Origin of the sequence: Paraburkholderia ferrariae NBRC 106233 (genome assembly GCF_000685035.1) — a bacterium.
GTDB lineage: Bacteria > Pseudomonadota > Gammaproteobacteria > Burkholderiales > Burkholderiaceae > Paraburkholderia > Paraburkholderia ferrariae.
In genome coordinates, this window is sequence record NZ_BAYB01000014.1 from 239,960 (window position 1) to 266,215 (window position 26,256).

The 26,256-nt window shown below is 63.7% G+C and carries 26 protein-coding genes; 24 read left to right on the forward strand and 2 right to left on the reverse strand.

Features of this window, described 5'->3' with window-relative positions:
- Positions 1-2: 2 nt before the first annotated feature.
- The 8 genes from BFE01S_RS39125 (at position 3) to BFE01S_RS17810 (ending at position 9,623) form a co-directional block, all read left to right on the forward strand.
- On the forward strand, positions 3-797 hold the full coding sequence (locus BFE01S_RS39125) for an AraC family transcriptional regulator (protein WP_042337873.1): 795 nt from the start codon (positions 3-5) through the stop codon (positions 795-797).
- 202 nt (positions 798-999) lie between these two features.
- Positions 1,000-1,920, forward strand: coding sequence for a dihydrodipicolinate synthase family protein (locus BFE01S_RS17775; RefSeq protein WP_028226674.1), 921 nt, complete (start codon positions 1,000-1,002; stop codon positions 1,918-1,920).
- 64 nt (positions 1,921-1,984) lie between these two features.
- The gene (locus BFE01S_RS17780) at positions 1,985-3,007 is read left to right on the forward strand and encodes an Ldh family oxidoreductase (protein ID WP_028226675.1); all 1,023 of its coding nucleotides are present in this window, start codon (positions 1,985-1,987) and stop codon (positions 3,005-3,007) included.
- A 181-nt stretch (positions 3,008-3,188) separates the two neighbouring features.
- Entirely contained in the window at positions 3,189-4,367 is a 1,179-nt protein-coding gene (locus tag BFE01S_RS17785) for a branched-chain amino acid ABC transporter substrate-binding protein (protein WP_084170013.1), read from the forward strand.
- Between the two features lie 751 nt (positions 4,368-5,118).
- Entirely contained in the window at positions 5,119-5,409 is a 291-nt protein-coding gene (locus tag BFE01S_RS17795) for a co-chaperone GroES (protein ID WP_027816722.1), read from the forward strand.
- Between the two features lie 44 nt (positions 5,410-5,453).
- Positions 5,454-7,094, forward strand: a complete 1,641-nt coding sequence (groL, locus tag BFE01S_RS17800) for a chaperonin GroEL (protein WP_028226677.1) — start codon at positions 5,454-5,456, stop codon at positions 7,092-7,094.
- Between the two features lie 338 nt (positions 7,095-7,432).
- Complete coding sequence (locus BFE01S_RS39130; protein WP_042337874.1) at positions 7,433-8,326, forward strand: glycosyltransferase family 9 protein; 894 nt, start codon at positions 7,433-7,435, stop codon at positions 8,324-8,326.
- A 13-nt stretch (positions 8,327-8,339) separates the two neighbouring features.
- Positions 8,340-9,623 carry an O-antigen ligase family protein gene (locus BFE01S_RS17810; RefSeq protein ID WP_028226678.1) on the forward strand — a complete coding sequence of 428 codons (1,284 nt, stop codon included), beginning with the start codon at positions 8,340-8,342 and terminating at the stop codon, positions 9,621-9,623.
- A gap of 81 nt (positions 9,624-9,704) precedes the next feature.
- Here BFE01S_RS17810 and BFE01S_RS17815 read toward each other — a convergent pair whose 3' ends face one another.
- Positions 9,705-10,577: a hydroxymethylpyrimidine/phosphomethylpyrimidine kinase gene (locus BFE01S_RS17815; RefSeq protein WP_028226679.1), complete on the reverse strand. Its 873-nt coding sequence runs from the start codon at positions 10,575-10,577 to the stop codon at positions 9,705-9,707.
- 260 nt (positions 10,578-10,837) lie between these two features.
- On the opposite strand from BFE01S_RS17815, the gene BFE01S_RS17820 reads away from it, so the two are divergent.
- From BFE01S_RS17820 to BFE01S_RS46570, 9 genes are all read left to right on the forward strand, one after another.
- Positions 10,838-11,008, forward strand: a complete 171-nt coding sequence (locus BFE01S_RS17820; RefSeq protein ID WP_008342674.1) for a rubredoxin — start codon at positions 10,838-10,840, stop codon at positions 11,006-11,008.
- Between the two features lie 179 nt (positions 11,009-11,187).
- Positions 11,188-12,672 carry a hypothetical protein gene (locus BFE01S_RS17825; RefSeq protein ID WP_028226680.1) on the forward strand — a complete coding sequence of 495 codons (1,485 nt, stop codon included), beginning with the start codon at positions 11,188-11,190 and terminating at the stop codon, positions 12,670-12,672.
- 305 nt (positions 12,673-12,977) lie between these two features.
- Positions 12,978-13,556, forward strand: a complete 579-nt coding sequence (locus BFE01S_RS17830) for a YqgE/AlgH family protein (RefSeq protein ID WP_028226681.1) — start codon at positions 12,978-12,980, stop codon at positions 13,554-13,556.
- Positions 13,553-14,023: a Holliday junction resolvase RuvX gene (ruvX, locus tag BFE01S_RS17835; RefSeq protein WP_028226682.1), complete on the forward strand. Its 471-nt coding sequence runs from the start codon at positions 13,553-13,555 to the stop codon at positions 14,021-14,023. The genes BFE01S_RS17830 and ruvX overlap by 4 nt, the downstream gene beginning before the upstream one ends.
- Complete coding sequence (gene pyrR / locus BFE01S_RS17840; protein ID WP_028226683.1) at positions 14,020-14,586, forward strand: bifunctional pyr operon transcriptional regulator/uracil phosphoribosyltransferase PyrR; 567 nt, start codon at positions 14,020-14,022, stop codon at positions 14,584-14,586. Before ruvX ends, pyrR begins: the two co-directional genes overlap by 4 nt.
- A gap of 60 nt (positions 14,587-14,646) precedes the next feature.
- A complete protein-coding gene (locus tag BFE01S_RS17845; RefSeq protein ID WP_028226684.1) occupies positions 14,647-15,669 on the forward strand; it encodes an aspartate carbamoyltransferase catalytic subunit in 1,023 nt (340 codons plus the stop codon).
- 25 nt (positions 15,670-15,694) lie between these two features.
- Positions 15,695-16,972, forward strand: a complete 1,278-nt coding sequence (locus tag BFE01S_RS17850; protein ID WP_028226685.1) for a dihydroorotase — start codon at positions 15,695-15,697, stop codon at positions 16,970-16,972.
- Positions 16,973-17,036: 64 nt separating this feature from the next.
- Complete coding sequence (locus BFE01S_RS39135) at positions 17,037-17,783, forward strand: lysophospholipid acyltransferase family protein (protein WP_042337875.1); 747 nt, start codon at positions 17,037-17,039, stop codon at positions 17,781-17,783.
- A 137-nt stretch (positions 17,784-17,920) separates the two neighbouring features.
- Positions 17,921-18,115 (forward strand): hypothetical protein, encoded by a 195-nt coding sequence (locus tag BFE01S_RS46570; RefSeq protein WP_407668221.1) that lies wholly within the window; start codon positions 17,921-17,923, stop codon positions 18,113-18,115.
- A 618-nt stretch (positions 18,116-18,733) separates the two neighbouring features.
- On the opposite strand, the gene BFE01S_RS17865 is transcribed toward BFE01S_RS46570, so the two are convergent.
- The gene (locus tag BFE01S_RS17865; protein ID WP_028226687.1) at positions 18,734-19,582 is read right to left on the reverse strand and encodes a symmetrical bis(5'-nucleosyl)-tetraphosphatase; all 849 of its coding nucleotides are present in this window, start codon (positions 19,580-19,582) and stop codon (positions 18,734-18,736) included.
- 184 nt (positions 19,583-19,766) lie between these two features.
- Between BFE01S_RS17865 and galU the strand changes: the two genes are divergently transcribed.
- The 7 genes from galU (at position 19,767) to BFE01S_RS17900 (ending at position 26,203) form a co-directional block, all read left to right on the forward strand.
- Complete coding sequence (gene galU / locus BFE01S_RS17870) at positions 19,767-20,654, forward strand: UTP--glucose-1-phosphate uridylyltransferase GalU (RefSeq protein WP_028226688.1); 888 nt, start codon at positions 19,767-19,769, stop codon at positions 20,652-20,654.
- A 36-nt stretch (positions 20,655-20,690) separates the two neighbouring features.
- Positions 20,691-21,746, forward strand: a complete 1,056-nt coding sequence (gene rfbB / locus BFE01S_RS17875) for a dTDP-glucose 4,6-dehydratase (protein ID WP_028226689.1) — start codon at positions 20,691-20,693, stop codon at positions 21,744-21,746.
- Positions 21,747-21,765: 19 nt separating this feature from the next.
- Positions 21,766-22,659 (forward strand): glucose-1-phosphate thymidylyltransferase RfbA, encoded by an 894-nt coding sequence (gene rfbA / locus BFE01S_RS17880; protein ID WP_028226690.1) that lies wholly within the window; start codon positions 21,766-21,768, stop codon positions 22,657-22,659.
- On the forward strand, positions 22,644-23,195 hold the full coding sequence (gene rfbC, locus BFE01S_RS17885; RefSeq protein ID WP_028226691.1) for a dTDP-4-dehydrorhamnose 3,5-epimerase: 552 nt from the start codon (positions 22,644-22,646) through the stop codon (positions 23,193-23,195). Before rfbA ends, rfbC begins: the two co-directional genes overlap by 16 nt.
- Complete coding sequence (gene rfbD, locus BFE01S_RS39145) at positions 23,188-24,153, forward strand: dTDP-4-dehydrorhamnose reductase (RefSeq protein ID WP_042337876.1); 966 nt, start codon at positions 23,188-23,190, stop codon at positions 24,151-24,153. The genes rfbC and rfbD overlap by 8 nt, the downstream gene beginning before the upstream one ends.
- A gap of 436 nt (positions 24,154-24,589) precedes the next feature.
- Positions 24,590-25,462, forward strand: a complete 873-nt coding sequence (locus BFE01S_RS17895) for an ABC transporter permease (RefSeq protein ID WP_245621127.1) — start codon at positions 24,590-24,592, stop codon at positions 25,460-25,462.
- A 12-nt stretch (positions 25,463-25,474) separates the two neighbouring features.
- Positions 25,475-26,203: an ABC transporter ATP-binding protein gene (locus BFE01S_RS17900; RefSeq protein ID WP_028226693.1), complete on the forward strand. Its 729-nt coding sequence runs from the start codon at positions 25,475-25,477 to the stop codon at positions 26,201-26,203.
- Positions 26,204-26,256 lie beyond the last annotated feature (53 nt).

Consider the following 26,256-nt stretch of genomic DNA (forward strand, 5'->3'; position numbering starts at 1 on the left):
CCATGGTCGATCTGGTTCTGCCCGCCATTGAAAATGCCACGCTTGCCCAGATGGTGGCGCATTTTTCCGTGCTCGAACCGGTGTTCGACACCATGCCCGACGTCGTGTTCTTCGTGAAGGACCACGAGGCGCGCTATGTGCTCGTGAACACGACGCTCGCCGCGCGCTGCGGCTTCAAGGAGAAGCGCGCGCTGATCGGCAAGCTGGCCGCCGAGGTGTTTCCCGCGCGCTTCGGGCGCGTCTATACGGCGCAGGACGAGGCCGTCCTGCGGCTGGACAGCAAGCTCATCGACCAGCTCGAACTGCATCTCTATCCGGGGCGGCAGCCGGGCTGGTGCCTGACCTCGAAGGTGCCGCTGCACGACGCGCAGGGCACGGTGCTCGGCGTGGCCGGCATTTCGCGCGACCTGCAGGCCGCGGAGGGCACGCATCCCGCCTATCAGCGTCTTGCCGCCGCCGCGCGCTACATCCAGGAGCACTATGCGCAGCCGCTCAAGCTGAGCCATCTGGCCACGCTTGCCAACATGTCCGTCGCGCAGATCGAGCGGTACTTCCACAAGGTGTTTCACCTCACGCCGCGGCAGATGCTGCTCAAGACGCGCCTCGACGCCGCGTCGGAACTGCTGGCCGGCGACCTGAGCATCACGGATATCGCCGTACGCTGCGGCTATACCGATCACAGCGCCTTCACGCGCCAGTTCAAGGCCACGGTGGGCGTGACCCCGAGCGAGTACCGCACGCTGCTGCACCCCCAGGCGCCGGGCGGTGCCACGGCGGGCGAGGCCGCCACCTGCTGAACCTGCGCGCGCGGGCCTTATGCGGGTTTTCTCGGGGGAACTGCGAGCGCGCGCCGCGCGGCGGTGCGTTCGCCCGGCGCCACTATGCCGATTTCGTCATCCCGGGCCGCCAAAGTCTCCAAGCCGGCGCCGTTATGGCTGGCGATACTCCTTCGCATCGCCAGCCTTCTGGCACAACCTTTCAGCGAAGGAGTGAGTTACCGTGAGCCGCAACGCCATCCAGTGGAGTGGGGTTTTTCCTGCCGTCAGCACCCAGTTCAAACCCGATTTCTCGCTTGACCTCGAAGCGACCCACCGCGTCGTCGGCAATCTCGTGAAGGACGGTGTGTCGGGTCTCGTGGTGTGCGGGACGGTGGGCGAAAACACCTCGCTCGCCACCGCCGAAAAGATCGCCGTGATCGAAGCGGCGCGCGATGCCGCCGGCGGCAAGGTGCCCGTGATCGCGGGCGTGGCGGAGTTCACCACCGAATTCGCGCGGCAGACCGTACGGGAGGCAGCCCGCGTGGGCGTGGACGGCGTGATGGTGATGCCGGCGCTCGTGTATTCGGCCAAACCGCACGAGACGGCGGCGCACTTCCGGGCCGTCGCGTCGAGCACCGATCTGCCGGTGATGGTCTACAACAACCCGCCCATTTACAAGAACGATGTCACGCCCGACGTGCTGATCGCACTGCAGGACTGCGAAAACATCGTCTGCTTCAAGGATTCCTCGGGCGATACGCGCCGTTTCATCGACCTGCGCAATGCCGTGGGCGATCGCTTCGTGCTGTTCGCGGGCCTCGACGACGTGGTGGTCGAAAGTATTGCCGTGGGCGCCGAGGGCTGGGTCTCGGGCATGTCGAACGTATTCCCGAAGGAAGGCGAGACGCTGTTCCGCCTCGCGAAGCAAAAGCGTTTCGACGAAGCGCTCGCGCTCTATCGCTGGTTCATGCCGCTGCTGCACCTCGACGCGCGGCCCGATCTCGTCCAGTGCATCAAGCTGTGCGAGGAACTGGTGGGCCGCGGCAGCGCGCGCACGCGTCCGCCGCGCCTGGCGCTCGAAGGCGAAGCGCTCGCGCACGTGAAGACGGTTGTCGAGAAGGCGCTGGCGACGCGCCCCTCGTTGCCGGATGTCGGCCTCTGAGGCGCGAGGGGGGGATGGTGCGCGACACGTATCGGGAGTGCGAAATGCGGCAGCGGAGGCCACGATGAGCGAAGCCGGCGCGGACGTCATTCTCTCGCTCGACGAACTCGACTCGCTGGCGCGCGAAGTGCTCTTGCGCCATGGCGCATCGCCGGCGCACGCGGATGCCATCGCGCGCGTGATCGTGCAGGGCCAGCGCGACGAATGCCATTCGCACGGCATCTACCGGCTGATCGGCTGCGTGCGCTCGATCAGGAGCGGCAAGGTCGATCCGCGCGCCGAGCCGGCGTTGCGCGACATCGCGCCGGGCCTGCTCGCCGTCGATGCCAACCACGGCTTCTCGCTGCTGGCGTTCGAGACCGGCCTGCCGCGGCTTGCCGACAAGGCACGGTCGCAGGGCATTGCGGCCATGGCGATCAACCGCTGTTTCCATTTTTCCGCGCTGTGGCCCGAAGTCGAAGCCATTGCCGCGCTGGGTCTCGTCGGTCTCGCGATGAATCCGAGCCACAGTTGGGTCGCGCCGGAAGGCGGCAAGCGGCCGGTGTTCGGCACCAATCCCATCGCGTTTGCGTGGCCGCGCCCGGGCAGCAATCCGTTCGTGTTCGACTTCGCGACGAGTGCGATTGCGCGCGGCGACATCGAACTGCATGCGCGCGAAGGCAAGCCGATACCGGAGCATTGGGCATTCGATAGCGACGGCATGCCGACGACCGACGCGCGCGCCGCGCTCGATGGCGCGATGCGGACTTTCGGCGGCCACAAGGGATCGGCACTGGCCGCGATGGTGGAATTGCTCGCGGGGGCATTGATTGGCGATTTGATTAGCATGGAGTCCCAGGCATTCGATGCGGGGGCGGGCGCGAGTCCCTACCACGGCGAGCTTGTGATCGCCATCGATCCGCGGCGTTTTCTCGGCGACGACTACCGGGCCGGGCAGGCACGCGCCGAAAAGCTGTTCGAAGCGGTGACGGGGCAGGGCGCTCGTCTGCCTTCGCAACGCCGCTTTGAAGCGCGCTCACGCAGCGAACGCAACGGCGTGCGTATTCCCGCGCAGTTGCATCGAGACGTGATGGCGTTGCGCGCATGAAAGTGTTGCCAACGAATTTTTTGCCTGAGAGGATCGGGTCCGGGATGCCTTCGGTCTGGTCCTTGCGCAGTTGAAGGATGAGTATGATTTGATGTACTGATTAATTCGGGGTGTTAGAAGGCGTAAAGCCAGAACAACGCGGCGTTCGTGAACAACGTGAAATTGTGAGGAGAGAGATCCAATGAGCTATTCCCCATCCCGTCTGCCGGTGCGTGCGGGCGCTATCTACACCGTGGTTGCCGCCGTGGCTTGCGCGGCCGCCGCGATGGACAGCAGCGCGGCCTTCGCTCAGGCCACCGATGTGAAGATCGGCTTTGCCGCGCCGCTCACCGGCGGCCAGGCTCACTACGGCGCCGACTTCAAAAGCGGCGTGCAGCTGGCGATCGAAGACATGAACGCATCGAACCCGGTGATCGGCGGCAAGCCGGTGCACTTCGTGCTCGACGCGCAGGACGACCAGGCCGATCCGCGCACCGGCACGACGGTCGCACAAAAGCTCGTGGACGACGGCGTGGTCGCCGTGATCGGCCATTACAACTCGGGCACGAGCATCCCGGCCGCGCCGATCTACGCGAAGGCGGGCATTCCCGAAATCGCCATGGCCACGGCGCCTGCCTATACGCGTCTCGGCCTGCCCACCACCTTCCGCCTTCTGACCTCGGACACGCAACTGGGCAGCGTGCTGGGCGAGTACGCCGTAAAGGGCCTCAAGTTCAAGCGCTTTGCGATCGTCGACGACCGCACGGCCTACGGGCAGGGCGTGGCCGAAGAGTTCAGCAAGGCAGTGAAGGCGGCCGGCGCGACGGTTGTCGATCAGGAATACACGAACGACAAGGCGGTTGACTTCCGCGCGATTCTTACCAAGATCAAGGCGGCGAACGTCGATGCGGTGTTCTACGGCGGCGCCGATACCCAGGCCGCGCCGATGCTCAAGCAGATGCGCTCGCTCGCGATCAAGGCACCGCTGATCGGCCCGGACATGGTGCAGTCCGACAACCTGATCAAGGTGGCGGGACCGGCATCCGAAGGCACGCTGGCAGCGTCGGAGGGCAGCCCGCTCGAGCAGATGCCGAGCGGCAAGGAGTTCGCCGAGCACTACATGAAACGCTTCAACCAGCCCGTGGAGTTGTACGCGCCGTATGCCTACGACGGCACGATGGCCGTGTTCAACGCGATGAAGAAGGCGAACTCGACCGATCCGCATGTCTATCTGGCTGCGCTCAAGGCCACGAACATGAAGGGCGTGACCACCAACGAGCTTTCTTACGACCAGTATGGCGATCTGAAGTACGGCGGCGTGACGGTGTACAAGGTCGTCGATGGCAAGTGGGTGCCTTCGCAGACCGTGGGCGTGAAGTAAGCAGCAAGGAACCAGCAGGAACCAGCGGGAACAGCCGGCGGGTATCCGGCTGCGGCGGGCGCCAGCGGAGTGCTTCTCCATCCGTTGTTGCGCTCGCCGGATTTGGCACGGGCTACGCCTTGGGCGGCAGCCCGTTTTTTGTTCGTGGTTCGTCGCGCGTCGCCAGATAGTAGAAGCCGGATTCATGGCCGATATAGAAGCGCCTGCAGCGCCGGTCGCAGAGTGGCGCGGGCTTCATCGGCCGGCGCGGGATGGTACGGCGTGCAGCGCGGGATGAGGCCCGCCTTGAATTGGGGCGCGATTTGGCGAGTGCCCGATGCCGGAAGGCACTTCCCAGGGGCAGGGTCGTTTGCGGATCACGTTCGCCGCCCGGAAACCCTAACCAGGGAATTCACCAGGTCTCGTTTCATACGAGGCGCGGCGTGCTTTACGGCTTCCGGCGGCGGCACGTTGCCCTGCGTCAATCCGCTGGCCAAGGCAGCGGGCTTTCTCCCTACTTCCTTGTTTTCATTGATAAATGGCGATTTTTCCATCGCCTGGCCGGGGTTTCTGCGGCTCGGTTCGAGCGTACAAAATTCCGGCTCAAGAAGGATTCAACATTCCCATCCGCCCCCGTTCTTGAATTTGTCACTACCCGTCCATATAATTAGCACTCGTCGCACGAGAGTGCTAACAATTCGCTGGCTGGCCAACCGGTCCGTCAGGTTTGCTTGAGTTTTCAAGTCCCAATCAAGAGAGAGAGGATCTATCCATGAACCTTCGTCCTTTGCATGATCGCGTGATCGTCAAGCGCCTGGATCAAGAAACCAAGACCGCTTCGGGCATCGTGATCCCGGACGCAGCGGCAGAAAAGCCGGATCAAGGTGAAGTCCTGGCCACGGGCCCGGGCAAGCGCGACGACAAGGGCTCCCTGATCGCCCTCGACGTCAAGGTCGGCGATCGCGTCCTGTTCGGCAAGTACGCTGGCCAGACCGTCAAGGTCGATGGCAACGAACTGCTCGTGATGCGCGAAGAAGACATCATGGCCGTGGTGCAGAAGTAAGCTCAGCCCACCGCTCATTCATCAAGAATTCAAGGAGTTAGAAGATGGCAGCTAAAGACGTCGTGTTCGGCGATTCCGCCCGTTCCAAGATGGTTGAAGGCGTGAACATTCTCGCCAATGCAGTGAAGGTCACGCTGGGTCCGAAGGGCCGCAACGTGGTCCTCGAGCGCTCGTTCGGCGGCCCGACGGTCACCAAGGACGGTGTCTCGGTCGCGAAGGAAATCGAGCTGAAGGACAAGCTCCAGAACATGGGCGCGCAAATGGTCAAGGAAGTCGCTTCCAAGACCAGCGACAACGCCGGCGACGGCACGACGACGGCTACGGTTCTGGCCCAGTCGATCGTCCGCGAAGGCATGAAGTACGTCGCATCGGGCATGAACCCGATGGACCTGAAGCGCGGCATCGACAAGGCCGTCGCAGCAGCAATCGAAGAGCTGCGCAAGATCAGCAAGCCCTGCACGACCAACAAGGAAATCGCGCAAGTCGGCTCGATCTCGGCGAACAGCGATTCGTCGATCGGCGACCGTATCGCTGAAGCGATGGACAAGGTCGGCAAGGAAGGCGTCATCACCGTCGAAGACGGCAAGTCGCTGCAAGACGAGCTGGAAGTCGTCGAAGGCATGCAGTTCGACCGCGGCTACCTCTCGCCGTACTTCATCAACAACCCGGACAAGCAAGTCGCCGTGCTGGAAAGCCCGTTCGTGCTGCTGTTCGACAAGAAGATCTCGAACATCCGCGATCTGCTGCCGGTTCTGGAACAAGTCGCGAAGGCTGGCCGTCCGCTCCTGATCATCGCTGAAGACGTCGAAGGCGAAGCGCTCGCAACGCTGGTCGTCAACAACATCCGCGGCATCCTGAAGACCGTTGCCGTGAAGGCCCCGGGCTTCGGCGACCGTCGCAAGGCCATGCTGGAAGACATCGCGATCCTGACCGGCGGCCAGGTTATCGCGGAAGAAACCGGCCTCACGCTCGAAAAGGCAACGCTGAACGAACTCGGTCAGGCGAAGCGCATCGAAGTGGGCAAGGAAAACACGACGATCATCGACGGCGCTGGCGTTGCTGCGAACATCGAAGCGCGCGTGAAGCAAATCCGCACGCAGATCGAAGAAGCGACCTCGGACTACGACCGCGAAAAGCTGCAAGAGCGCGTTGCCAAGCTGGCAGGCGGCGTGGCAGTGATCAAGGTTGGCGCTGCAACCGAAGTCGAAATGAAGGAAAAGAAGGCACGCGTGGAAGACGCGCTGCACGCAACCCGCGCTGCCGTTGAAGAAGGCATCGTCCCGGGCGGCGGCGTTGCGCTGATCCGTGCACGCACGGCTATCGCCAGCGTGAAGGGCGCCAACGCAGACCAGGACGCCGGTATCAAGATCGTCCTGCGCGCGATGGAAGAGCCGCTGCGCCAGATCGTCACGAACGGCGGCGAAGAAGCGTCGGTGGTCGTGGCAGCAGTCGCGGCCGGCAGCGGCAACTACGGCTACAACGCAGCGACCGGCGAGTACGGCGACCTGGTTGAAGCCGGCGTGGTCGATCCGACCAAGGTCACGCGCACCGCGCTGCAAAACGCAGCTTCGGTGGCCGGCCTGCTCCTGACGACGGACGCAGCCGTTGCCGAATTGCCGAAGGAAGATGCTCCGATGCCTGGCGGCATGCCCGGCGGTATGGGCGGCATGGGCATGGACATGTAAGTTCAGGCCACAAGCCCGATACGAAAAACCCGCAGCGATGCGGGTTTTTCTATTTCTGCCGCGTTTCTCGACGCGGGCAGGAATCTTGCTGTTCCCTGCAAACCCTTGTGCGGCGGGCGGTTGCGCGATCCGGGAGCGTGGGCTTCCAGGGCAAATCTGCAGGTGGCCTGGCGGGGACGGTATACTCCCGCTGGTCCGCTATGCCTGCAGGCGCGGCGGCGCGACCTTCGGCAAGGAACCCTTTTCGGGGATCCAGCGGGTTATGCAGCGGGTATGCGGCAGGTATTCCAGCGGCGGCCCGCCATGGATCGAGCATCGGGTGGAATTTCACATCACCAATGAAAATTGAGACGAACAGCAGCGTGGCGGTCGTATTGCCACCGCCCATCGGCGACAGCCTCATTGGCATGGTCCTCGTGCATAACCTGGTGCGCAACGGCTACCAGCCGGTCGTGTTCGGCTGGGTGGCGGAGCAGCTTGCCGACTGGTTTCCTTACGTGCGCGTGGGGCGCATGGCCGGGTATGCCGGCGCCTTCGACACCGTGATCGAGCTGCGTCCGACCGAAACCGGCCACACGCTGTGCAAGTCGGGCAAGCCGTTTTGCCTCGCCGATCTGCCTGCCTATCACGGGCCGATTCATCATATGGTCGATCGCATCGTCGAGATTGCGGGCAGCGCGCTGGCGCTCAAGGACGTCACGCGTTCGAACGGGCTCACGGTGCCGCCGGGCGTCGTGCGCAACAGCGTGGCGAACCGCGTGGTGATTCATCCGACCGGCAGCCATCCGGAAAAGATGTGGAGCCGCGAGAAGTTTCTCGCGCTCGCCCGCTCGTTGACCGATCTCGGGCTGCAGCCGAGCTTTCTCGTCGCGCCGGACGAATTCGAGGCGTGGCGCGACATCGCCGCGCAAGGGCACGAGGTCAACGCGCTGGCGAAGCTCGGCGAAGTCGGGAAGTGGATTGCGAGTTCGGGCTGGTTCATCGGCAACGATTCGGGCCTCGGCCACCTCGCTTCGTCGATCGGCGTGCCCACGCTCACGCTCTTCATGCGCCGCGGCCTCGCACGTTCCTGGCGGCCGGGCTGGGGGCCGGGCGAAATCGTCCTGCCGCCCAATGTCGTGCCTTTCGGCGGGCTCAAGGAGCGGTTGTGGAAGCAATTGCTTTCGGTTCGCCGCGTGATGTCCGGGTTTCAAACGCTGCGCGATTCGCGCGCGGCCGCTACTGTTCGCTGAGTCTGATTAATCCATGCGTTTTTCTCCCGTGGCTGCCTCGGCGGTAGCCTTGCTGTTGTTGATCGCACCCGCCGTCAATCTGGTCTGGCGGGGCGGCACCGGATACTGCTTTTTCATCCTGCTCGCGATGGCGCTCTATGCCGCCGTGCGCTACCGCCGCGTGGAAGGCTATTTTTCCGCGCTCTGCGAGTACCGCTGGTTCGTCGCCGGCATGTGCGGGCTCGTGATCGCCGCGTTCGTGCAGCAGCTTGTCTATGGCATGTGGCTGCCGCGCCAGTTCGACGCCTATTCGCGCTTCGCGCTCGCGATTCCGGTTTTCCTGATGCTGCGGCAAATGCCGTCGCGCTACTTCCGCGCGCTCGGCTGGGGCTGTGCGCTCGGCGCGCTGGTCCTGGGCGGCCTCGCGCTCGCGCATCGCCCGGAAGGCGGCTGGACCGACGACGATCGCCTGAACAACGACTTCACCAACGCCATTCCCTATGGCGACACGGCGTTGCTGCTCGCGTTTCTCTCCGTGTTCACGATCGGCTGGAACGACGGCAAGTATCGCAAGCTGGCCACGGCCATCAAGCTCGCGGCACTGGTTGCGGGCGGCTTCTCCTCTTACTCGTCGGGCACGCGCGGCGGCTGGGTCGCCATTCCGGTCTTCCTCGTGATGCTCGGCATGCAGTACGGGTGGTTTGCCAGCCGCAGGCGCATTGCGGCCGGCGCGGCCATCGTCCTGATCGGCACGGCGGGCTTGCTGGCATCGCCTCGCATCGCGCAGCGGATTCACGACTTCTCGGTCGACATGACCCGGCTTCATCGCGGCGACCCGAACTCGTCCACGGGCATCCGCCTGGAGCTCTGGCGCGCTTCGGCGCATCTCTATGCGTCGCATCCGGTGTATGGCGTCGGCAAGGGGCGGCTGGAGAGCGCCATGGAGGATCTGTCGAAGCAGGGCCTCATGCCCGAGCTGGTCGTCAACGCGCGGGCGCATAGCGACTTCTTTTCGACCATCGCGGAATTGGGCTCGGTCGGTCTCGCCTGCCTTCTGCTCTACTACTACGGGACGATCGTCTATTTCTGGCGCAAGCGGCGCTCGGCCGACCGGTTTGTCCAGACTGCCGCATGGTCGGGGCTGGCGGTTTCGGCCAGTACGATCGTATTTGGCCTGACGATCGACGTGCTCGTGCCGATCATGGTGACTGTGCTGGTGGCGCTCTTCACGGTCACGTTCCTCGCGGCGATCGATGCCCGCGAGCGGGAGCTCGCCGCGGGCGGAGCAACGCGGGGTGTGCCGCCTCCGGTTCGCTAGTCCGCTAGTCCGCTAGTCCGGTTCAATAGCTCGACAGGGCGGCCGCCGCCGCTCCGGCGCCCGCGCCGTGCCGCCCGGTGCTCAGTGCCGCGCTTCGCCCGGCGGCGGCAAGTCCCCCGCGTCGCCCGCGGGCTTTTCGTCGTCTTCGCTATCGTTGCTGCGCGCCCAGAAGAAGCGGTCGGGCATCCATGCCCCCATCCCCGGCCGGAACGCGCTCTGCACCGCCTGATAGAGATATTCCTGCGCTTCGCGTACCGCTTCGGGCGGCTCCTGGCCGTTGGCGAGCAGGGCGGCGATGGCCGCGCCCAGCGTGTCGGTCAAGCCCAGCATCGGCTGCGTCGCGCGGTCCCAGAGGTCCTGGCGCAACTGGCCATCTTCGCAATAGAGCGTGTTCACCACGCGGTGCGTGCCCGTTTCCATCGAAAGGATGTACTCGCAGCCGGTCGAAAGCAGGTGAGCGATCGCCGCGTCGAGGCTGGGTGCTTCCGCGTCGCCGTCGGGCTGCGCCAGCGCGATCAGCGTGGCGGCGTCGGCGATCAGCAGCGTCGTCTGCGGGACGAGCAGGTCTGCAATCGTTTCGCGCAGTTCGTCGGCGGCGAGCACGTGTTCGTCGTCGAGCGTGAAGTCGGGGGCGAGGATGAGCGGGACGTCGTCGTAGTCGGCCACCACTTCGGCAATCGCGCTCACTACTTCGGCGCGCGTGGTGGCGCCCACCTTGAAGGCGGCCACCGGCATGTCTTCCAGCAGCATGCGCGCCTGGTTCGCGACGACCTCGGGGTCGAGTCCGGTGACTTCGTCGCTGCCCGCCGAATCGCGCACCGTATAGCCGGTGAGCGCGCTCACGCCGTGGCAGCCCATGCTGGCGAGCGTGAGCAGGTCGGCTTGCAGGCCGGCGCCGCCGGTCGGATCGGAGAGGCCGAAGGTAAGGACGATGGGAGGGGTGTCGCTGGACATGGAGGTGACGAAATGGTGGCTGGCCTGACGCGGTTGCGCCGACATGGCCAATTATGCGGCTTATCCGCGTTCCCGGGGACGGATGGCGCGCGCGGCGCGGGGGTTTTTGCGCGGCAGGCTTTTGCGCCCCCGATCCCGAAGCCGGCGGTGTGCCGCGACGATTCCCCGCTCACGGTTGCTAGGCACACAATCGGCAACACGGTACCATTCAGGCTCTTGTTTCCCGACCGATTTTTTCGACCTTTCGACGCGGCATAAGAATGGAATATAGAAGCTGGATGTGCCTGATCTGCGGCTGGATCTACGACGAAGAAGCCGGTTTGCCGGACGAAGGTATTGCGCCCGGCACGCGCTGGGAGGACGTCCCGATCAACTGGACCTGTCCCGAATGCGGCGCGCGCAAGGAAGACTTCGAGATGGTCCAGATCTGACGCGCTGTGCCGGGGCGTGCGCGCTGGCGACAGCGGCAGGCTTCGCGCGCCCGGTGCCGGCAGTGCAGGTCGTGCAGGCAGTGCGGGTCATGGCGAAGGCCTGGCCTCAGCGGTAAGGTACGTCTTCCCGGGTTGCAATCCTTTTGGCAACTTTTGGCAATTGCCTTCGGCGCTCGCTCATGAGTCTTCGTTCAACGTCCGCTGCCCGTTTCGAAGCCCTGCCTAATCCGCGTGGCGGCCACGTGCCGTTTGCCCAGGCGGCGCTTGCCGATGCGCTCGACGCGCTCGATACCCACGCCGACGCGGCCACGCCGCTGCGCCGTGCCGCGCGCGCGTTGCGCGACGCGGGCTGGCTCGCGGCGGCGCGCTTCGCCGATACGCTGCTGCTGGCCTCGCCGCTCGCGCTGTCCGCGCCGGAACCGGTGGCGACGCCGCACAGCCTGCCGTCGCGCCAGGTCGCCGACGAGGACGGCGATGGCGACGTGCGCGCGCTCTTCAGGGCGGCGACCGGCGACCTGCTGGCGGCGCTCGGCCGCCATAACCTGCGCGAGCTTGCGTGCTCGCCCGCGCTTTTTGCGCGCCAGCATGCGCTCTTCGAGGTGCTGGCGGGGCATACGCCCGGCGTGGCGCTCCACTACGAGGATGTGGCGCTGCTCGGCCGGCCTGTCGCGCCCGCCACGCTGCGCGCGCAGCCGGCGCACCGGCTCGCCCGGCTGCGCGCGCGCTACGAGGCGGCGCTGCTGCCCGCGCTCAAGACGCGCACCGCCAACGGCAGCCGCGCGGCGGCCGCCTGGGCGGGCGCGGCCTTCGACGAGATGGACGCCTGTTTCGCCGAACTCGCGAGCGCCGATCCCTACGACTACTGGCGCCTCGCGGCGGCCTGCGCGCGCACGCTGCGGCGTGGTGCGGGCTTCTGGGGCGACGAGGACCTGCGGCGCTTCTACGCGCGCTGCAATCTGCTGCTGGCCGACCATGCCCATGGGCTGCGCCTCGCGCCTCAGTCGCTCGTGCGCGCGACGCTTGCGCTCCTGTGGCGCGATTACGCGCTTTTCGGCGCGTCGGCGGAGGACACCGCCGACGTGGACCTGCTGAACGACCACGGCCTGACGGTCGATTGGCACGTTGCCGGCACGCAGGCCTCCGAGGCGCTCTGGGAAGCGGGCGCGGCGCAGGCCGACGCGCTCGCCTCGCAGGTGGCGCACGTGCGCGATCTCGGCGCCCTCGCGGTCAATGCCAACGCCTACGAAGACTTTCTGCAGACAGCCGATGCCGCCATGATTGCGCTGACCGACCATGCGCGCGCGCTTTCGCGCCGTACGCGGCGCGAGGCGGCGGACGCGCTGCTCGCGGCCGAGGCGGCCTATCGCCTCGCGGCGGCGGCCTGGGCGCTCGGGCTGGGCCATGTGGGGCTGCTGGCGGATGCGCTGGGCCTCGCGTGGCGGCGCACGGCGCATGCGATGTCGCAAACCGAGGCGGCGCAGGTGCCGCTCGCCGCGAGCGCGATTGCGGCCCCGGACCCGGACGCCATCGAACAGGCCAGCGAGGCCCTGCGCGCGATGCTGCACAAGATCGCGGCCGGTGTGCCGCAAACGGATGCGTCGGCCGCCGTGCGTGCGCTTGCGGCGGCGATTACGGCTTCACCGGCGCGCCCCGCGGCGCAATGAACGCGAGCAGGCATCGTGCTTGCATGCTGTCGCTGATTGCCGTTCTTGCCCGCTTGCCGATCCCCGTCCGGCACGTCTTCTTCTTCCGCCTCGTCCCGCTCTCCGCGCCCGTTTTCCGGCGGGCTGGCGGCCGGCCTCGCAGGCTCGGCGCGTCAGCGTGTTAGAGTGAGCGCAAGGCCCTGTAACAGGGAGTGTGGCCACAGGGCGCAGTGGTATCGCGGCGCACCACGCCAAGGCGCCCGGCCAGGGCCTGGCACACCGGCAGCCGTCCGCCATTGCCCATCGTCTTTGCTAGAATTCAAACCATGTCCAAGAGTAACGATCGCATCAATCTGACCAACCAGTTCCTGATCGCCATGCCCAATATGGCAGATCCTACTTTTTCAGGAACGGTGGTGTACCTTTGCGATCATTCCGAGCGCGGCGCGCTGGGCCTCGTTATCAATCGTCCCACCGACATCGATCTGCAGGCGCTCTTCTCGCGCATCGACCTCAAGCTCGAAATCGAACCGCTGTTGCACGTGCCCGTCTATTTCGGCGGCCCCGTGCAGACCGAGCGCGGCTTCGTGCTGCACGCGCCCGAAGAGGGCACCAACTACACCTCGTCGATGTCCGTGCCGGGCGGGCTCGAGATGACCACGTCGAAGGACGTGCTCGAAGCCGTCGCGAACGGCAACGGCCCCGAACGTTTCCTGCTCACGCTCGGCCATGCCGGCTGGGGCGCGGGCCAGCTCGAAGACGAAATCTCGAAGAACGGCTGGCTCACCGTGGAAGCCGATCCCAAGATCGTCTTCGACGTGCCCGCCGAAGAGCGCTTCGAAGCGGCGCTTGCGCTGCTCGGCATTTCGTCGTCGATGCTCTCGGGCGAGGCGGGTCACGCATGAGCGTGGCTGCCGGGCGGGGAGCGGCCGAGGCCACCCTGCTTGCGTTCGACTACGGCGAAAAGCGCATTGGCGTGGCGCTGGGCAATGTGCTCACGCATAGCGCTCGCTCGCTCACCGTCATCCAGAACCGCAGCCGCGATTACCGCTTCGAAGCGATCGGCGCGCTCGTGCGCGAATGGCAGCCCGACCTGCTCGTCGTGGGCCTGCCGTGCCACCCGGACGGTACGCCGCACGCCATGACGCAGCACGCCAAACGCTTCGGCAACCAGTTGAACGGCCGCTTCAATCTGCCCGTGGTGTGGGTGGACGAACGCTATTCGTCGGTCGATGCCGAAGCGCGCCTGCGCGAACGCGGCGAATTTCGCGTCGAATATGGCGGCAAGCACGCGAGCGGACAGATCGACGCCGAAGCCGCCTGCGTGATCCTGCAGCAATACCTCGACGAACGCTCCGCCTCCCCGTCATGAACGTCACACGTGTCGCGACTCCTGGCGAAACGCCGGATGCCGAGGCGCTCTATCGCGCCTTGCTCGACCAGATCCGCGCGGCGTATGCCCCGTCCGCGACGACGGGCGACAGCAGCGCCTTCAGCGGTCCGGACGCCATCGCGCTCGCGGGCATCCACAGCGGCGGAGCGTGGCTTGCCGCGCGGCTTGCGCAGGACCTGGGCGCGGGCGCCGCGGGCATCGTCAACGTCGCGCTGCATCGCGACGACTACGCGAAAAAAGGCTTGCATAGCGAGGCGCGGGCCACTTCGCTGCCGTTCGACGTAGAAGGGCGCCGCATCCTGCTGGTGGACGACGTGCTGCACACGGGCCGCACCGTGCGCGCGGCGCTCAACGAACTCTACGATTACGGCCGTCCCGCCTCGGTGACGCTTGCCGTGCTCGTCGATCGCGGCGAACGCGAACTGCCCGTGGCCGCGCGCTTTGCCGGCACGAGCGTCGCATTGCCCGCCGGTGCCACACTCGTGCTCGAGCAAGACGGCGACGCGCGCTTTGCCTTCCGTGTGGAGCCGCCACGCACCTGATTGCCGCGCCCACCTTCGTTGTTGCGTTTGACCCGGCCCTGCATCCAGAGGACCCCTACCATGAACACCCAGCCCACTTCCCGCGAAGCCCGCAGCACCGATAGCGGACGCTTTCGCCATGGCTTCCTGAAGGGCAATCCGCAGCTCACGAAGAACGGAGAGCTCAAGCATCTGCTGACGATCGAGGGCCTGCCGCGCGCGATCGTCACGCATATTCTCGACACGGCCGCGCAGTTCGTGAGCGTCACCGACCGCGACGTGAAGAAGGTGCCGCTCCTGCGCGGCAAATCGGTGTTCAACCTGTTCTTCGAGAACTCCACGCGCACGCGCACGACCTTCGAAATCGCTGCGAAGCGCCTCTCGGCGGACGTGCTGAACCTGAACATCAACGCCTCGTCGACGAGCAAGGGCGAATCGCTGCTCGACACGATCGGCAACCTCTCGGCCATGCACGCCGACATGTTCGTCGTGCGCCACGCGTCGAGCGGCGCACCGTATCTGATCGCCGAACACTGCGCACCGCACGTGCACGTGATCAACGCGGGCGACGGACGCCACGCGCACCCCACCCAGGGGCTGCTCGACATGTACACGATTCGCCACTACAAGCGCGACTTCACGAACCTGCGCGTGGCGATCGTGGGCGACATCCTGCATTCGCGCGTGGCGCGCTCGGACATTCACGCGCTCACGACGCTGGGCGTGCCCGAAGTGCGCGCGATCGGTCCGCGCACGCTCCTGCCGGGCGGCCTCGAACAGATGGGCGTGCGTGTGTTCCACAACCTCGACGAGGGCCTCAAGGACGTCGATGTCGTCATCATGCTGCGCCTGCAGAACGAACGCATGAGCGGCGCGCTGCTGCCCTCCGCGCAGGAATACTTCAAGAGCTGGGGCCTCACGTCCGAACGGCTGGCGCTGGCCGCGCCCGACGCGATCGTGATGCACCCGGGGCCGATGAACCGCGGCGTCGAAATCGACTCGCAGGTGGCCGACGGCCCGCAGTCGGTGATCCTCGACCAGGTGAGCTTCGGCATCGCGGTGCGCATGGCCGTGATGGGCATTGTCGCCGGCAACCACGAGTGAACAGGCGAGACAACAAAGGCAGCGCATGAAGATCCATATTCAAGGCGGCACGCTGATCGATCCCGAGGGCGGCACCGAACCCAGACAGGACGTGTACATCGCGGCGGGGAAGATCGTCGCGCTGGGCGAGGCGCCCGCCGACTTCCACGCCGACCGGACCCTCGACGCGCGCGGGCTGCATATCGCACCGGGCCTCGTGGACCTGTGCGCGCGGCTGCGCGAACCGGGCTACGAGCACAAGGCGACGCTCGACTCCGAAATGGCCGCGGCGCTGGCGGGCGGGGTGACGAGCCTCGTGTGCCCGCCCGACACCGACCCCGTGCTCGACGAGGCGGGCCTGATCGAAATGCTCGGCTTTCGCGTGAGCAAGCTCGAACGCGCGCGCGTGTATCCGCTGGGCGCGCTCACGGTGGGCCTCAAGGGCGAGGTGATCACCGAAATGGTGTCGCTGACCGAAGCGGGCTGCATCGGCTTCACCCAGGCCGACCACCCGATCGCCGATACCCAGGTCCTGCTGCGCGCGCTCCAGTACGCGAGCACCTACGGCTACGCCGTCTGGCTGCGGCCGCAGGACGCGTATCTCGCGAAGGGCGGCGTGGCGGCGAGCGGCGCGGTGGCCTCGCGCATGGGCCTCTCCGGCGTGCCCGTGAGCGCGGAGACGATCGCGCTCTTCACGCTCTTCGAACTGATGCGCGTGACGGGCGCGCGCGTGCACGTGATGCACCTCTCGTCGGCGGCGGGCGTCGCGCTCGTGCGCGCGGCGAAGGCCGAGGGTCTGCCCGTGACCTGCGATGTGAGCGCAAACCACCTCCACCTGATCGACATGGACATCGGCTATTTCAATGCGCAGTTCCGCCTCGACCCGCCGCTGCGCCAGCAGCGCGACCGCGAAGCGATACGCGCGGGTCTCGCCGACGGCACGATCGACGCGATCTGCTCCGACCATACGCCCGTGGACGACGACGAAAAGCTGCTGCCCTTCGGCGAGGCCACGCCGGGCGCGACGGGCCTCGAACTCCTGCTCTCGCTCACCGTGAAATGGGCTCAGGAAGCGGGCGTGCCGCTCGCGAAGGCGCTCGCGCGCGTGACCTCGGTGCCGGCCGCGGTGATCGGGGCGCAGGCAGGGCATCTGGCGCCGGGTGCGCACGCCGACCTTTGCCTCTTCGACGCCAGGGCGCACTGGCACGTGGAGCCGCGGGCATTGAAGAGCCAGGGGCACAATACGCCGTTCCTCGGCTACGAACTGCCTGCCGTGGTGCGCGCGACGATTGTCGCTGGGCGCATCGGCTTCGAGCGCCATTGAAGGCCTTTCGTACCATCCACCTACACGGCACGCACCGATCGATACCGTTTTCGTCTCGTTGACCATGAGCCTCTTCGTACGCAAGACCCGTCTGCTTGCCCACCTGCTGCGCGGTGCCTGCACCGTCGCGCTGCGCTTTCCGCGCGCGAGCGCCGAGGCGCGCCACGCCATGAACCGCGCGTGGTCGCTCAGGATGCTCGAACTGTGCGGCATGAAGCTCGTCGTCCACAACGACGCGGCGACGCTCGATGCGGGCGCGCTCGTCGTCAGCAACCATATCTCGTGGATCGACATCTACGTGATCAATGCGTGGCGGCCGACGCCGTTCGTCTCCAAGGCCGAGATCCGCAACTGGCCGCTGATCGGCTGGTTTGCGCAAAACCTCGATACGGTGTTCGTCGAGCGCGAAAAGCGCAGCGACGCGCGGCGCATCATGCACGAACTCGCGGCGCGGCTTCAGCGCGGCGAACTGATGTGCGTGTTCCCCGAAGGCACGACCTCGGACGGGCGGGCGCTCAAGCCGTTTCACACGAACCTGTTCCAGGCGGCGGTGGAAGCGGAGCAGCCGGTGCAGCCGCTGTGCATCTACTACGAGGATGCGCAGGGGCGGCAGTCGCTGGCGCCGGCGTATATCGATGACGTGTCGCTCAAGCAGTCGCTCGATGCGCTTTTAAAGGCGGGGCCGCTTACCGCGCACGTGTATGTGGGCGAGCCGATCGCGGCCGAAGGCGACCGGCGCAAGCTCGCCGGGCAGGCGCAGGCGGCGGTGGAGGCGGCGCTGGAGTCGATGCGGGGGGCGGTGGGGGTTTGAAGGGCAGAGTCCGAACGCCTTTTTGCCAGGAGAGTTACCCATGACGCTTCAATCCGGCGCCCAGGGGCGGGTTTCATTGCCTGCCTGGCTTGATTGGCACCCATATCGCAGCGGAGTTGGCCGCTGCGGACCACGACATGGTCGGCTGCTCGATGTCAGGAAACGCGGCTGTGTGTGATATCGAAGAAAGGCTCGCTATCACACCGATTGAGCGGTGCTGCAGCCTGATTTGCGAATTCCGTCCAATGCACCTCGTGCATCTCGCCGCAATCAGCTTTGTTGGCCATTCCAAGGGCGCGATTTTTATCGCGTCACGTGCTCGGCAGCCTTAACCTGGTGCAGGCCTTGGAGGGCGCGACCCACACGCCGGACTGGAGTCTGATTGCGAGCCGCGCGATTATCTTGGGCGACGTGTTGGGAGATCCGATCAACGAGACGTTCCCTATAGCGCTGATCAACCACTGCGCGGCGAGCGGGGCGGCGATGGAGTCGCCCGTGCGGACTTGGTTCAACCGTCTTCCGATCGTGGTCACGCGACCGTTTAACTACACTGACGTAGTCGATCGGAGCGCTTCCTCGTGCCAAAGATAGTCTCGCACTTCGCGCGGCGAGAGCGCATGATTTCACTTGGTAATATCGATGTCGCACGTGATTTTTTCGGATGCGCGCTATATCGTGTAGGTATACCAGCACCTGCTCGAATCGAACGTGGCTGGAGAAGCGGTCGAGGTTTGCACGGGGTACCCTTCGCGCTGTGCCGCGAGCTTACGGACCACTCGCTGAAAGTCGAGGTCAATCCTGCGTGCGTGCGCAGGACCGATGTCCGGGTGCTGGCTGGCTCGCAGAGGAAATTGTAGATGCTCGTGCCCGCCGCAGAGGCGCCCCCCGTTTATCCGCAAGCTGCGCCGGATGTTTGCCAGCGAGTGAGAGAGTGGCGCCAAGGCTACGCTTCAGGCTGCGGCCCTGCACCCGCTGCAGTCGACCTGTGTGAGCAAACGGTCCTCCTGGTGGGGCGCGAGTCGCACCGCTGAGAGTCGGCCGCCCCACACGCAGCCCGAGTCGAGGCCGATCAGGTTATCACGCATCATGAGGCCGAGCGCAGCCCAGTGCCCGAACACGACTGTGCTGTTTTTGGTCTTTCGCCCCGGGACATCGAACCACGGCATGTAACCGGCGGGCGCGGAGTCGAGCCCGCCGCTCGCGCTGAACTCCATCGCACCGTCATTGTTGCAAAAGCGCATGCGGGTTAGCGCGCTGCACGTGATGCGCAGGCGATCAATACCCTTCAGGTCTTTCGACCACCGGTTCGGCTCGTTGCCGTAGAGACCGGCGAGCGTTTCCTTCCAGTTGTTACGGCGGAGTGCCTTCTCGAGATCGCGGGCCAATTCCAACGTCAAATCGATGTCCCATTGCGGTAGCACGCCGGCATGCACCATCAGAATGTCGTGCTCGTAATGCGCGATCGGGCGATGACGCACCCAGTGCAGCAGGTCGGCGGCGTCGGGGGCGCGGAGAATCTCGTCAATCGTGTCGCCCCTCTTCGACTTGCGTATACCTGCTGAGACCGACAGAAGATGCAGGTCGTGATTGCCGAGCACGGCCACCGCGCGATCGCCCAGTGCGATCACGTCGCGCAGCGTCGCGAGCGAATCGGGGCCGCGGTTGATGAGATCGCCGGCGAACCAGAGCGGGGTATCGAGCGAGGGCTCAGCTTTGACCAGGAGCTCACGGAATGAGGTGCGGCACCCCTGCAGATCACCGAAGGCGAGCGGAACGGAAGGGCGTTGCTGGTCGGTCATTCGCGGTGCAATGTGTAATGGAAAAGCGTTACACCCTACCAGATTGAGGCACGGTCGATGCACTCTTGTGCCCGGCGAGAACGAGAATCACGTCGTAGGGGTTTCGAGGACTGTATACTATTAGCGCGCCACGTCCACGCGGTGGATTTTTACTAAAAAGTGTTCGATCCGAGTAACGCTCCCAATGCTGAACGTCACCAAAGCGGTCTTTCCAATTGCCGGTCTCGGCACCCGGTTTCTGCCGGCAACGAAGGCTAGCGCCAAGGAAATGTTGCCAATCGTCGACAAGCCGTTGATTCAATATGCTGTCGAGGAAGCGATCGCTGCTGGTATCACTGAAATGATCTTCGTGACCGGTCGTAGCAAGCGGGCCGTAGAGGATCACTTTGATAAGTCATACGAAATCGAGGCTGAACTGGAGATGCGCGGCAAGACGCAGTTGCTCGATATCGTCCGCAGCATCAAGCCGAGCCATATCGATTGCTTCTATGTGCGCCAGCCAGAAGCGCTCGGTCTTGGGCACGCTGTGCTTTGTGCCGAGAAAATGGTAGGGAACCACCCGTTCGCCGTGATGCTTGCCGACGACCTGCTTGAGGGCGACCCGCCCGTCATGAAGCAGATGATCGAGGTGTTCGATCATTACCATAGTTCCGTGCTGGGCGTGGAGATCATTGCACCTGAGGACTCGACGTCGTATGGCGTGGTCGCGGGCAAGGAGTGGGAGGAGTCGATCATCAAGCTTTCGGGTATCGTAGAAAAGCCGGAGCCGAATGTGGCGCCGTCGAATCTCGGCGTTGTGGGTCGCTATATCCTCAAGCCGCGCATTTTCGAGCACTTGCGCCGGATCAAACCAGGTGCTGGCAGCGAACTCCAGCTTACGGACGCAATCCAGTCGTTGCTCGCCGACGAGCAGGTGCTGGCGTACAACTATCGAGGCCGTCGCTTCGACTGCGGCAGCAAACTGGGCTACCTGAAGGCGACAGTTGAGTTTGCGTTGCGACATCCTGAGGTGGCACAGGAGTTCGGCGCTTGGCTCGAGTCGCGCTGGAGCAGCGCCCAGGCCAAGGCTTGAGGGCAGACAAGGCATGAACGGTGTAAGGAGCAAGTCGTGATTCTGGTGACTGGTGGTGCCGGCTTTATCGGCAGCAATTTCATTCTCAACTGGCTGGCTCACCGAGACGAGCCGGTCCTGAACGTTGACAAGCTGACGTATGCGGGCAACGCGGCCACGCTCCGGGGCGTCGAGCACGATTCACGCTATGTGTTTGCCCAGGTGGACATTTGCGATCGCGAAGCCATCGATGGGCTCATCCAGAAGCATCAACCGCGTGCGATCCTCCACTTCGCCGCGGAAAGCCATGTGGATCGCTCTATCCGCGGACCCGGAGAGTTCGTGCAGACCAATGTAGTCGGTACATTCACAATGCTCGAAGCAGCGACCGCCTGGTATCGGACGCTTTCGGGCGGGCAGCGTGAGGCCTTCCGATTCCTGCATGTCTCGACCGACGAGGTGTATGGTTCGCTCGAGCCCAACGATCCGGCGTTCAACGAGCGGACGCCTTATGCACCCAGCAGCCCGTATTCGGCGAGCAAGGCCGCATCTGATCATCTTGTGCGTGCCTGGCACCATACCTATGGCTTGCCGACGCTCACCACGAACTGTTCGAACAACTACGGGCCGTATCAGTTTCCTGAGAAGCTGATTCCACTTACGATTACTAATGCGCTAGGTGGCAAGGCGCTTCCCGTCTACGGCGATGGCCGCAACGTGCGTGACTGGCTCTACGTTGAAGACCACTGCGAAGCCATTGATGTCGTTCTCGATCGCGGCGTGCCCGGAGAAACATACAATATCGGCGGTTGTAACGAGTTGGCCAACATCGATGTCGTGAAGACTATTTGCCGCTTCCTGGACGAGCTGAAGCCGACTTCTTCGGGAGTACCGTATGCACAACAGATCCAGTTCGTTACGGACCGCCCTGGACACGATCGCCGCTACGCGATCGATGCGCGACGCATCGAGTCGGAACTCGGCTGGCGACCCGCGCAGACGTTCGAAACGGGTCTACACAAGACGGTGCAGTGGTATCTGGACAATACAGAATGGGTCGAGGGTGTGACGAGCGGCGAATATCGCTGCTGGATCGAAACACACTATGTCTGAGTGGTCCGAGGATGCACCCATGAAGCGAAAAGGTATTATTCTAGCCGGCGGTTCGGGCACGCGGCTTTATCCGATCACGCAGGCCGTATCGAAGCAGTTGTTGCCTGTCTACGACAAGCCGATGATCTACTATCCGCTCACTACGCTAATGCTGGCGGGGATACGGGACATCCTGGTGATTTCCACGCCTGCCGACACGCCGCGTTTTGAGACGTTGCTCGGCGACGGCTCGCGGTGGGGAATCAATTTGCAATATGCCGTGCAGCCGTCGCCCGACGGTCTCGCTCAGGCGTTCGTGATTGGCCGTGAATTTGTCGGCGGCGCGCCAAGTGCGCTGGTGCTTGGCGACAACATCTTCTACGGGCATGACCTTGCGCGCCAGCTCGTTGCTGCGAACGCACGCGCGGAAGGTGCAACGGTCTTCGCCTACCATGTGACAGACCCGGAGCGCTACGGTGTCGTCGAATTCGATGATGCCTATCGTGCATTGTCGATCGAGGAAAAGCCAAAGGTACCCCGTTCGAACTACGCGGTTACGGGGCTGTATTTCTACGACGGTGATGTATGCGATATCGCGGCGGATGTCCGGCCCTCTGCGCGAGGCGAACTGGAGATCACCGATGTCAATTCCCGCTATCTTGAGAAGGGACAACTTCGGGTGGACATCATGGGGCGCGGCTACGCCTGGCTCGATACTGGCACGCATGATTCGTTGATCGAAGCGGCGACGTTCATCGCGACGCTACAGCGACGTCAGGGACTCGTGGTCGCTTGCCCGGAAGAGATTGCATATCGCAACCGCTGGATCGATGCAGCGCAGCTCGAGACGCTCGCTGCTGCGCTGGGCAAGAACGGCTACGGCCGCTATATCAAAAGCTTATTGTCTGACAAGGTGATATGGCAATCTCAGTGACTGCTACGACGTTGCCAGAGGTGGTGATAGTCGAACCGAAAGTTTTCGGCGACGCCCGAGGTTTCTTCTTCGAGAGCTTCAATGCGCGTGAATTCGCTGCGCAGGTGGTGCCGGGTGTCGAGTTCGTACAGGACAATCATTCTCGCTCGGTCCGTGGAGTGCTGCGTGGTATGCACTATCAGATCGAACACGCACAAGGCAAACTCGTGCGCGCGGTGGAGGGTGACGTGTTCGACGTGGCTGTCGATCTGCGCCGTAGTTCTCCGAACTTCGGTAAATGGGTTGGCGTGCACCTTTCTGCAGAAAATCATCGTTCGCTATGGGTGCCGCCTGGCTTCGCGCACGGTTTCGTTGTGCTTTCGGAGAGCGCCCAGTTCCTCTACAAGACGACGGACTATTGGCACCCGGAGTTCGAGCGCTGCCTCGCATGGGATGATCCGCAAATCGGCATCGACTGGCCCATCGATTTTCAACCGATCCTGGCGGGGAAGGATGCGATGGGCTGCCGCCTGGCAGATGCGCAACTCTATGCATAACCTCGCTCTGTATTCACAAAGGTCGGGCGGAAGTGAGCTGCCGGTGATTCTGCTGCTGGGCACCAACGGTCAGCTCGGCCAGGAGTTGATGTGCCTTTTGCGGGGATTCGGTCGTCTCGTGGGGCTAGATCGGCGCGGGCTTGATCTGGCAAATCTGGACCAGATACGGCAAGTTGTGCGTGCGCTGGAACCGGCGGTCATTGTCAATGCGGCGGCATATACCGCCGTGGATCGTGCGGAGGACGAGTCGTTGCTCGCGCAACGGGTCAATGCAGAAGCACCGGGCGTACTGGCGGAAGAGGCGAAACGGTTGGGCTCGGCGCTTATTCATTACTCGACCGATTACGTCTTTGATGGCACATTGACGCATCCCTATATCGAGACTGATCTGGCTAGCCCAGTCAATGTCTATGGCCGTAGCAAGCTGGCCGGCGAAGTGGCGATTGCTGAGGTTGGTGGGCGTCATCTCGTATTCCGCACAAGCTGGGTATACGGGTTGCGTGGCGGAAACTTCCTGTTGACCATGCTGCGCATCGCGGAAAATCGCGACGAACTGAGCGTCGTGGTGGATCAGCGCGGCGCCCCGACCTGGAGCCGCACGATCGCAGCGGCGACCACGCAAATCCTGGCGCAAGTGCCTCGGGAAAGAGGGGAGCAGGAGGCGTGGTGGGCGCGCAACGGTGGGGTGTACCATCTGACGGCCGCAGGGAGTACGTCGTGGCACGGTTTCGCGTCAACCATCTTCAGCTACCTGCCTCCGACGCGTCGCCCAAATGTGGTCCCTATCAAGACTCAGGATTACCCATCCAAGGCCGCGCGTCCGGCCAACTCGTGCTTGGGCACGGACAAGATCAGGCAGGCATTCGGTATCTTTGCTCCCGATTGGCAGGACACGCTTGATTGCGTAATGAAGGAATATTCTGACTATGCTGCACGGTTCGCCGGCGCCCGGTGGTGATGTACGCTGAGCAATTTTCGCAAGAATGTAAATCCGGACAGTTGGGGATGTAACGGATGTCTCAGAATGTACATTACATGTACTGGACAGTGGCTCCGCTATAATGGAAAGCTTATTTTTCACGCTGAACCTTGGGTGTCGGGCTCGAAAGGTACTGGTAATCCCTAGGGGCGTTGCACTGCTTTTCGCGACTTCTGCACAATGAATCAAGCGGTCGGCCGAGATTGCAGGGTATGCGTAATCACTTACCGTTTGGATTTTCCGCTGATGGATGAGGCGCCGGATACGCCCGCTGGCGAGTTCAAAGAATTCGCGTGCCTGGGCATTGATGACCCCCGATCTGCTTTCGAAAGGTATGGCTTGTCAATAGCGCCGGTATGCAATTGAACCCGGCGCGATCGGGCGGCAACTGTATGCAGCTGCCCGACGTAACCTGATGGCTTCGGCAGTTGGCCGCCGCAGCGATATCGTCGGCTTTCGTCGAGCGATGACAATTAAATTCACCACATCTCGATTTATGGGACGAATAGATTTTCGCAGGAATGAACTGTGGGATACGGCCAGAGCACCTCATCTCTGGTGCCTGCTCGCATGGTACGACATCAAGCAGCGTTATCGCCGTTCGGTGCTTGGCCCGTTCTGGATGACGCTCAGCACCGGCATCCTGATTGCCACGCTGGGCGCGGTCTGGTCGCTCATTTTCAACATGCAGATACATGAATACTTGCCGTTTTATGCGGTGGGGCAAGTGTTTTGGTCGTTCTACTCGACGCAAATCAATGAGTCGTGCTTGGGATTCACGCAGTTCGAGGGTGTGCTGAAGCAGACGCGCTTGCCAATGCCATCGTATATTCTGCGGCTGGTCATGCGCAATCTGATTATCCTGGCGCACAATTTTCTCGTCGTCGTCGTTGTGATCTCGTTTGTCGGGCCGGGCTGGTCATGGACAGCGCTCGTGGCGATACCTGGTCTGCTGCTCGCCTCGACGGCGGTCTATTTCGCGTCGCTGTGCGTCGCCATTCCCTGCACCCGGTTTCGCGATCTGCAGCCAGTCGTCCAGAATCTGACCATGATTGGTTTTTATGTCACACCGATCCTGTGGCAACCGAAGACGCTTGGAGCGCGCTTCTCGTGGCTTGTGGATCTCAATCCTGCGACCCATCTCATCAACCTTGTGCGCGATCCGTTGCTCGGTACCCCGCCTCCTTTGCAGTCGTGGGTCTGGGTATTGGGGACGACGGCCGTTTTCGCGGTGATGGCGTCACTGCTGCTTTCCCGCTTCCGGCATCGCATTGCATATTGGCTTTGACAGGATCGTCGAATGGACTCCGCACATATTCGCGCCGACCACATCACGGTCGAGTTCCCTATTTTCAACGCATCGCACAGGTCTTTGAAGAAGGCTATGCTACGTGCGACCACAGGTGGACGGGTCGCGCGCGACGCGGGCAAGCACGTAGTGGTGCGCGCCGTGAGCGATGCGAGCTTCGAATTCAAGCCAGGAGACCGGGTCGCGTTGGTCGGGCACAATGGCGCGGGAAAGACCACGCTGCTGCGGGTCCTGTCGGGCGTTTATGCGCCGGTGTTTGGCACCCTTGACGTGAAGGGCAAGATTGGCTCGTTGCTCGACCTCTCACTTGGAATGGATCCCGAAGCGACCGGCTACGAGAACATTTTCCTGCGCGGCGTTGTGATGGGGCTGCATCCGGGCGAGATTGAGGAGAGAATCGACGAGATCGCCGCGTTCAGCGAATTGGGGGACTACCTCAACATGCCGACACGCACTTATTCGAGCGGGATGGCCTTGCGCCTCGCATTTGCCGTATCGACCGCGGTGCATCCCGATATCCTTCTGATGGACGAATGGCTGTCCGTGGGGGATGCGTCGTTCAACAAAAAGGCGTCAGACCGATTGAGTTCGCTCGTGGAGCGGTCTTCGATCCTTGTGATGGCATCGCATTCGCCGCAGCTCGTTCAAAAGGTCTGCAACCGCAAAATTCTGCTAGAAAAGGGTACGCTGACCGAAGTACCGGTCGACCAGCCGGTCTAGCGTTTCTCGTGCGATCGAGCATTCGATTTTATCTATCCGTTTTTCCGCTCACC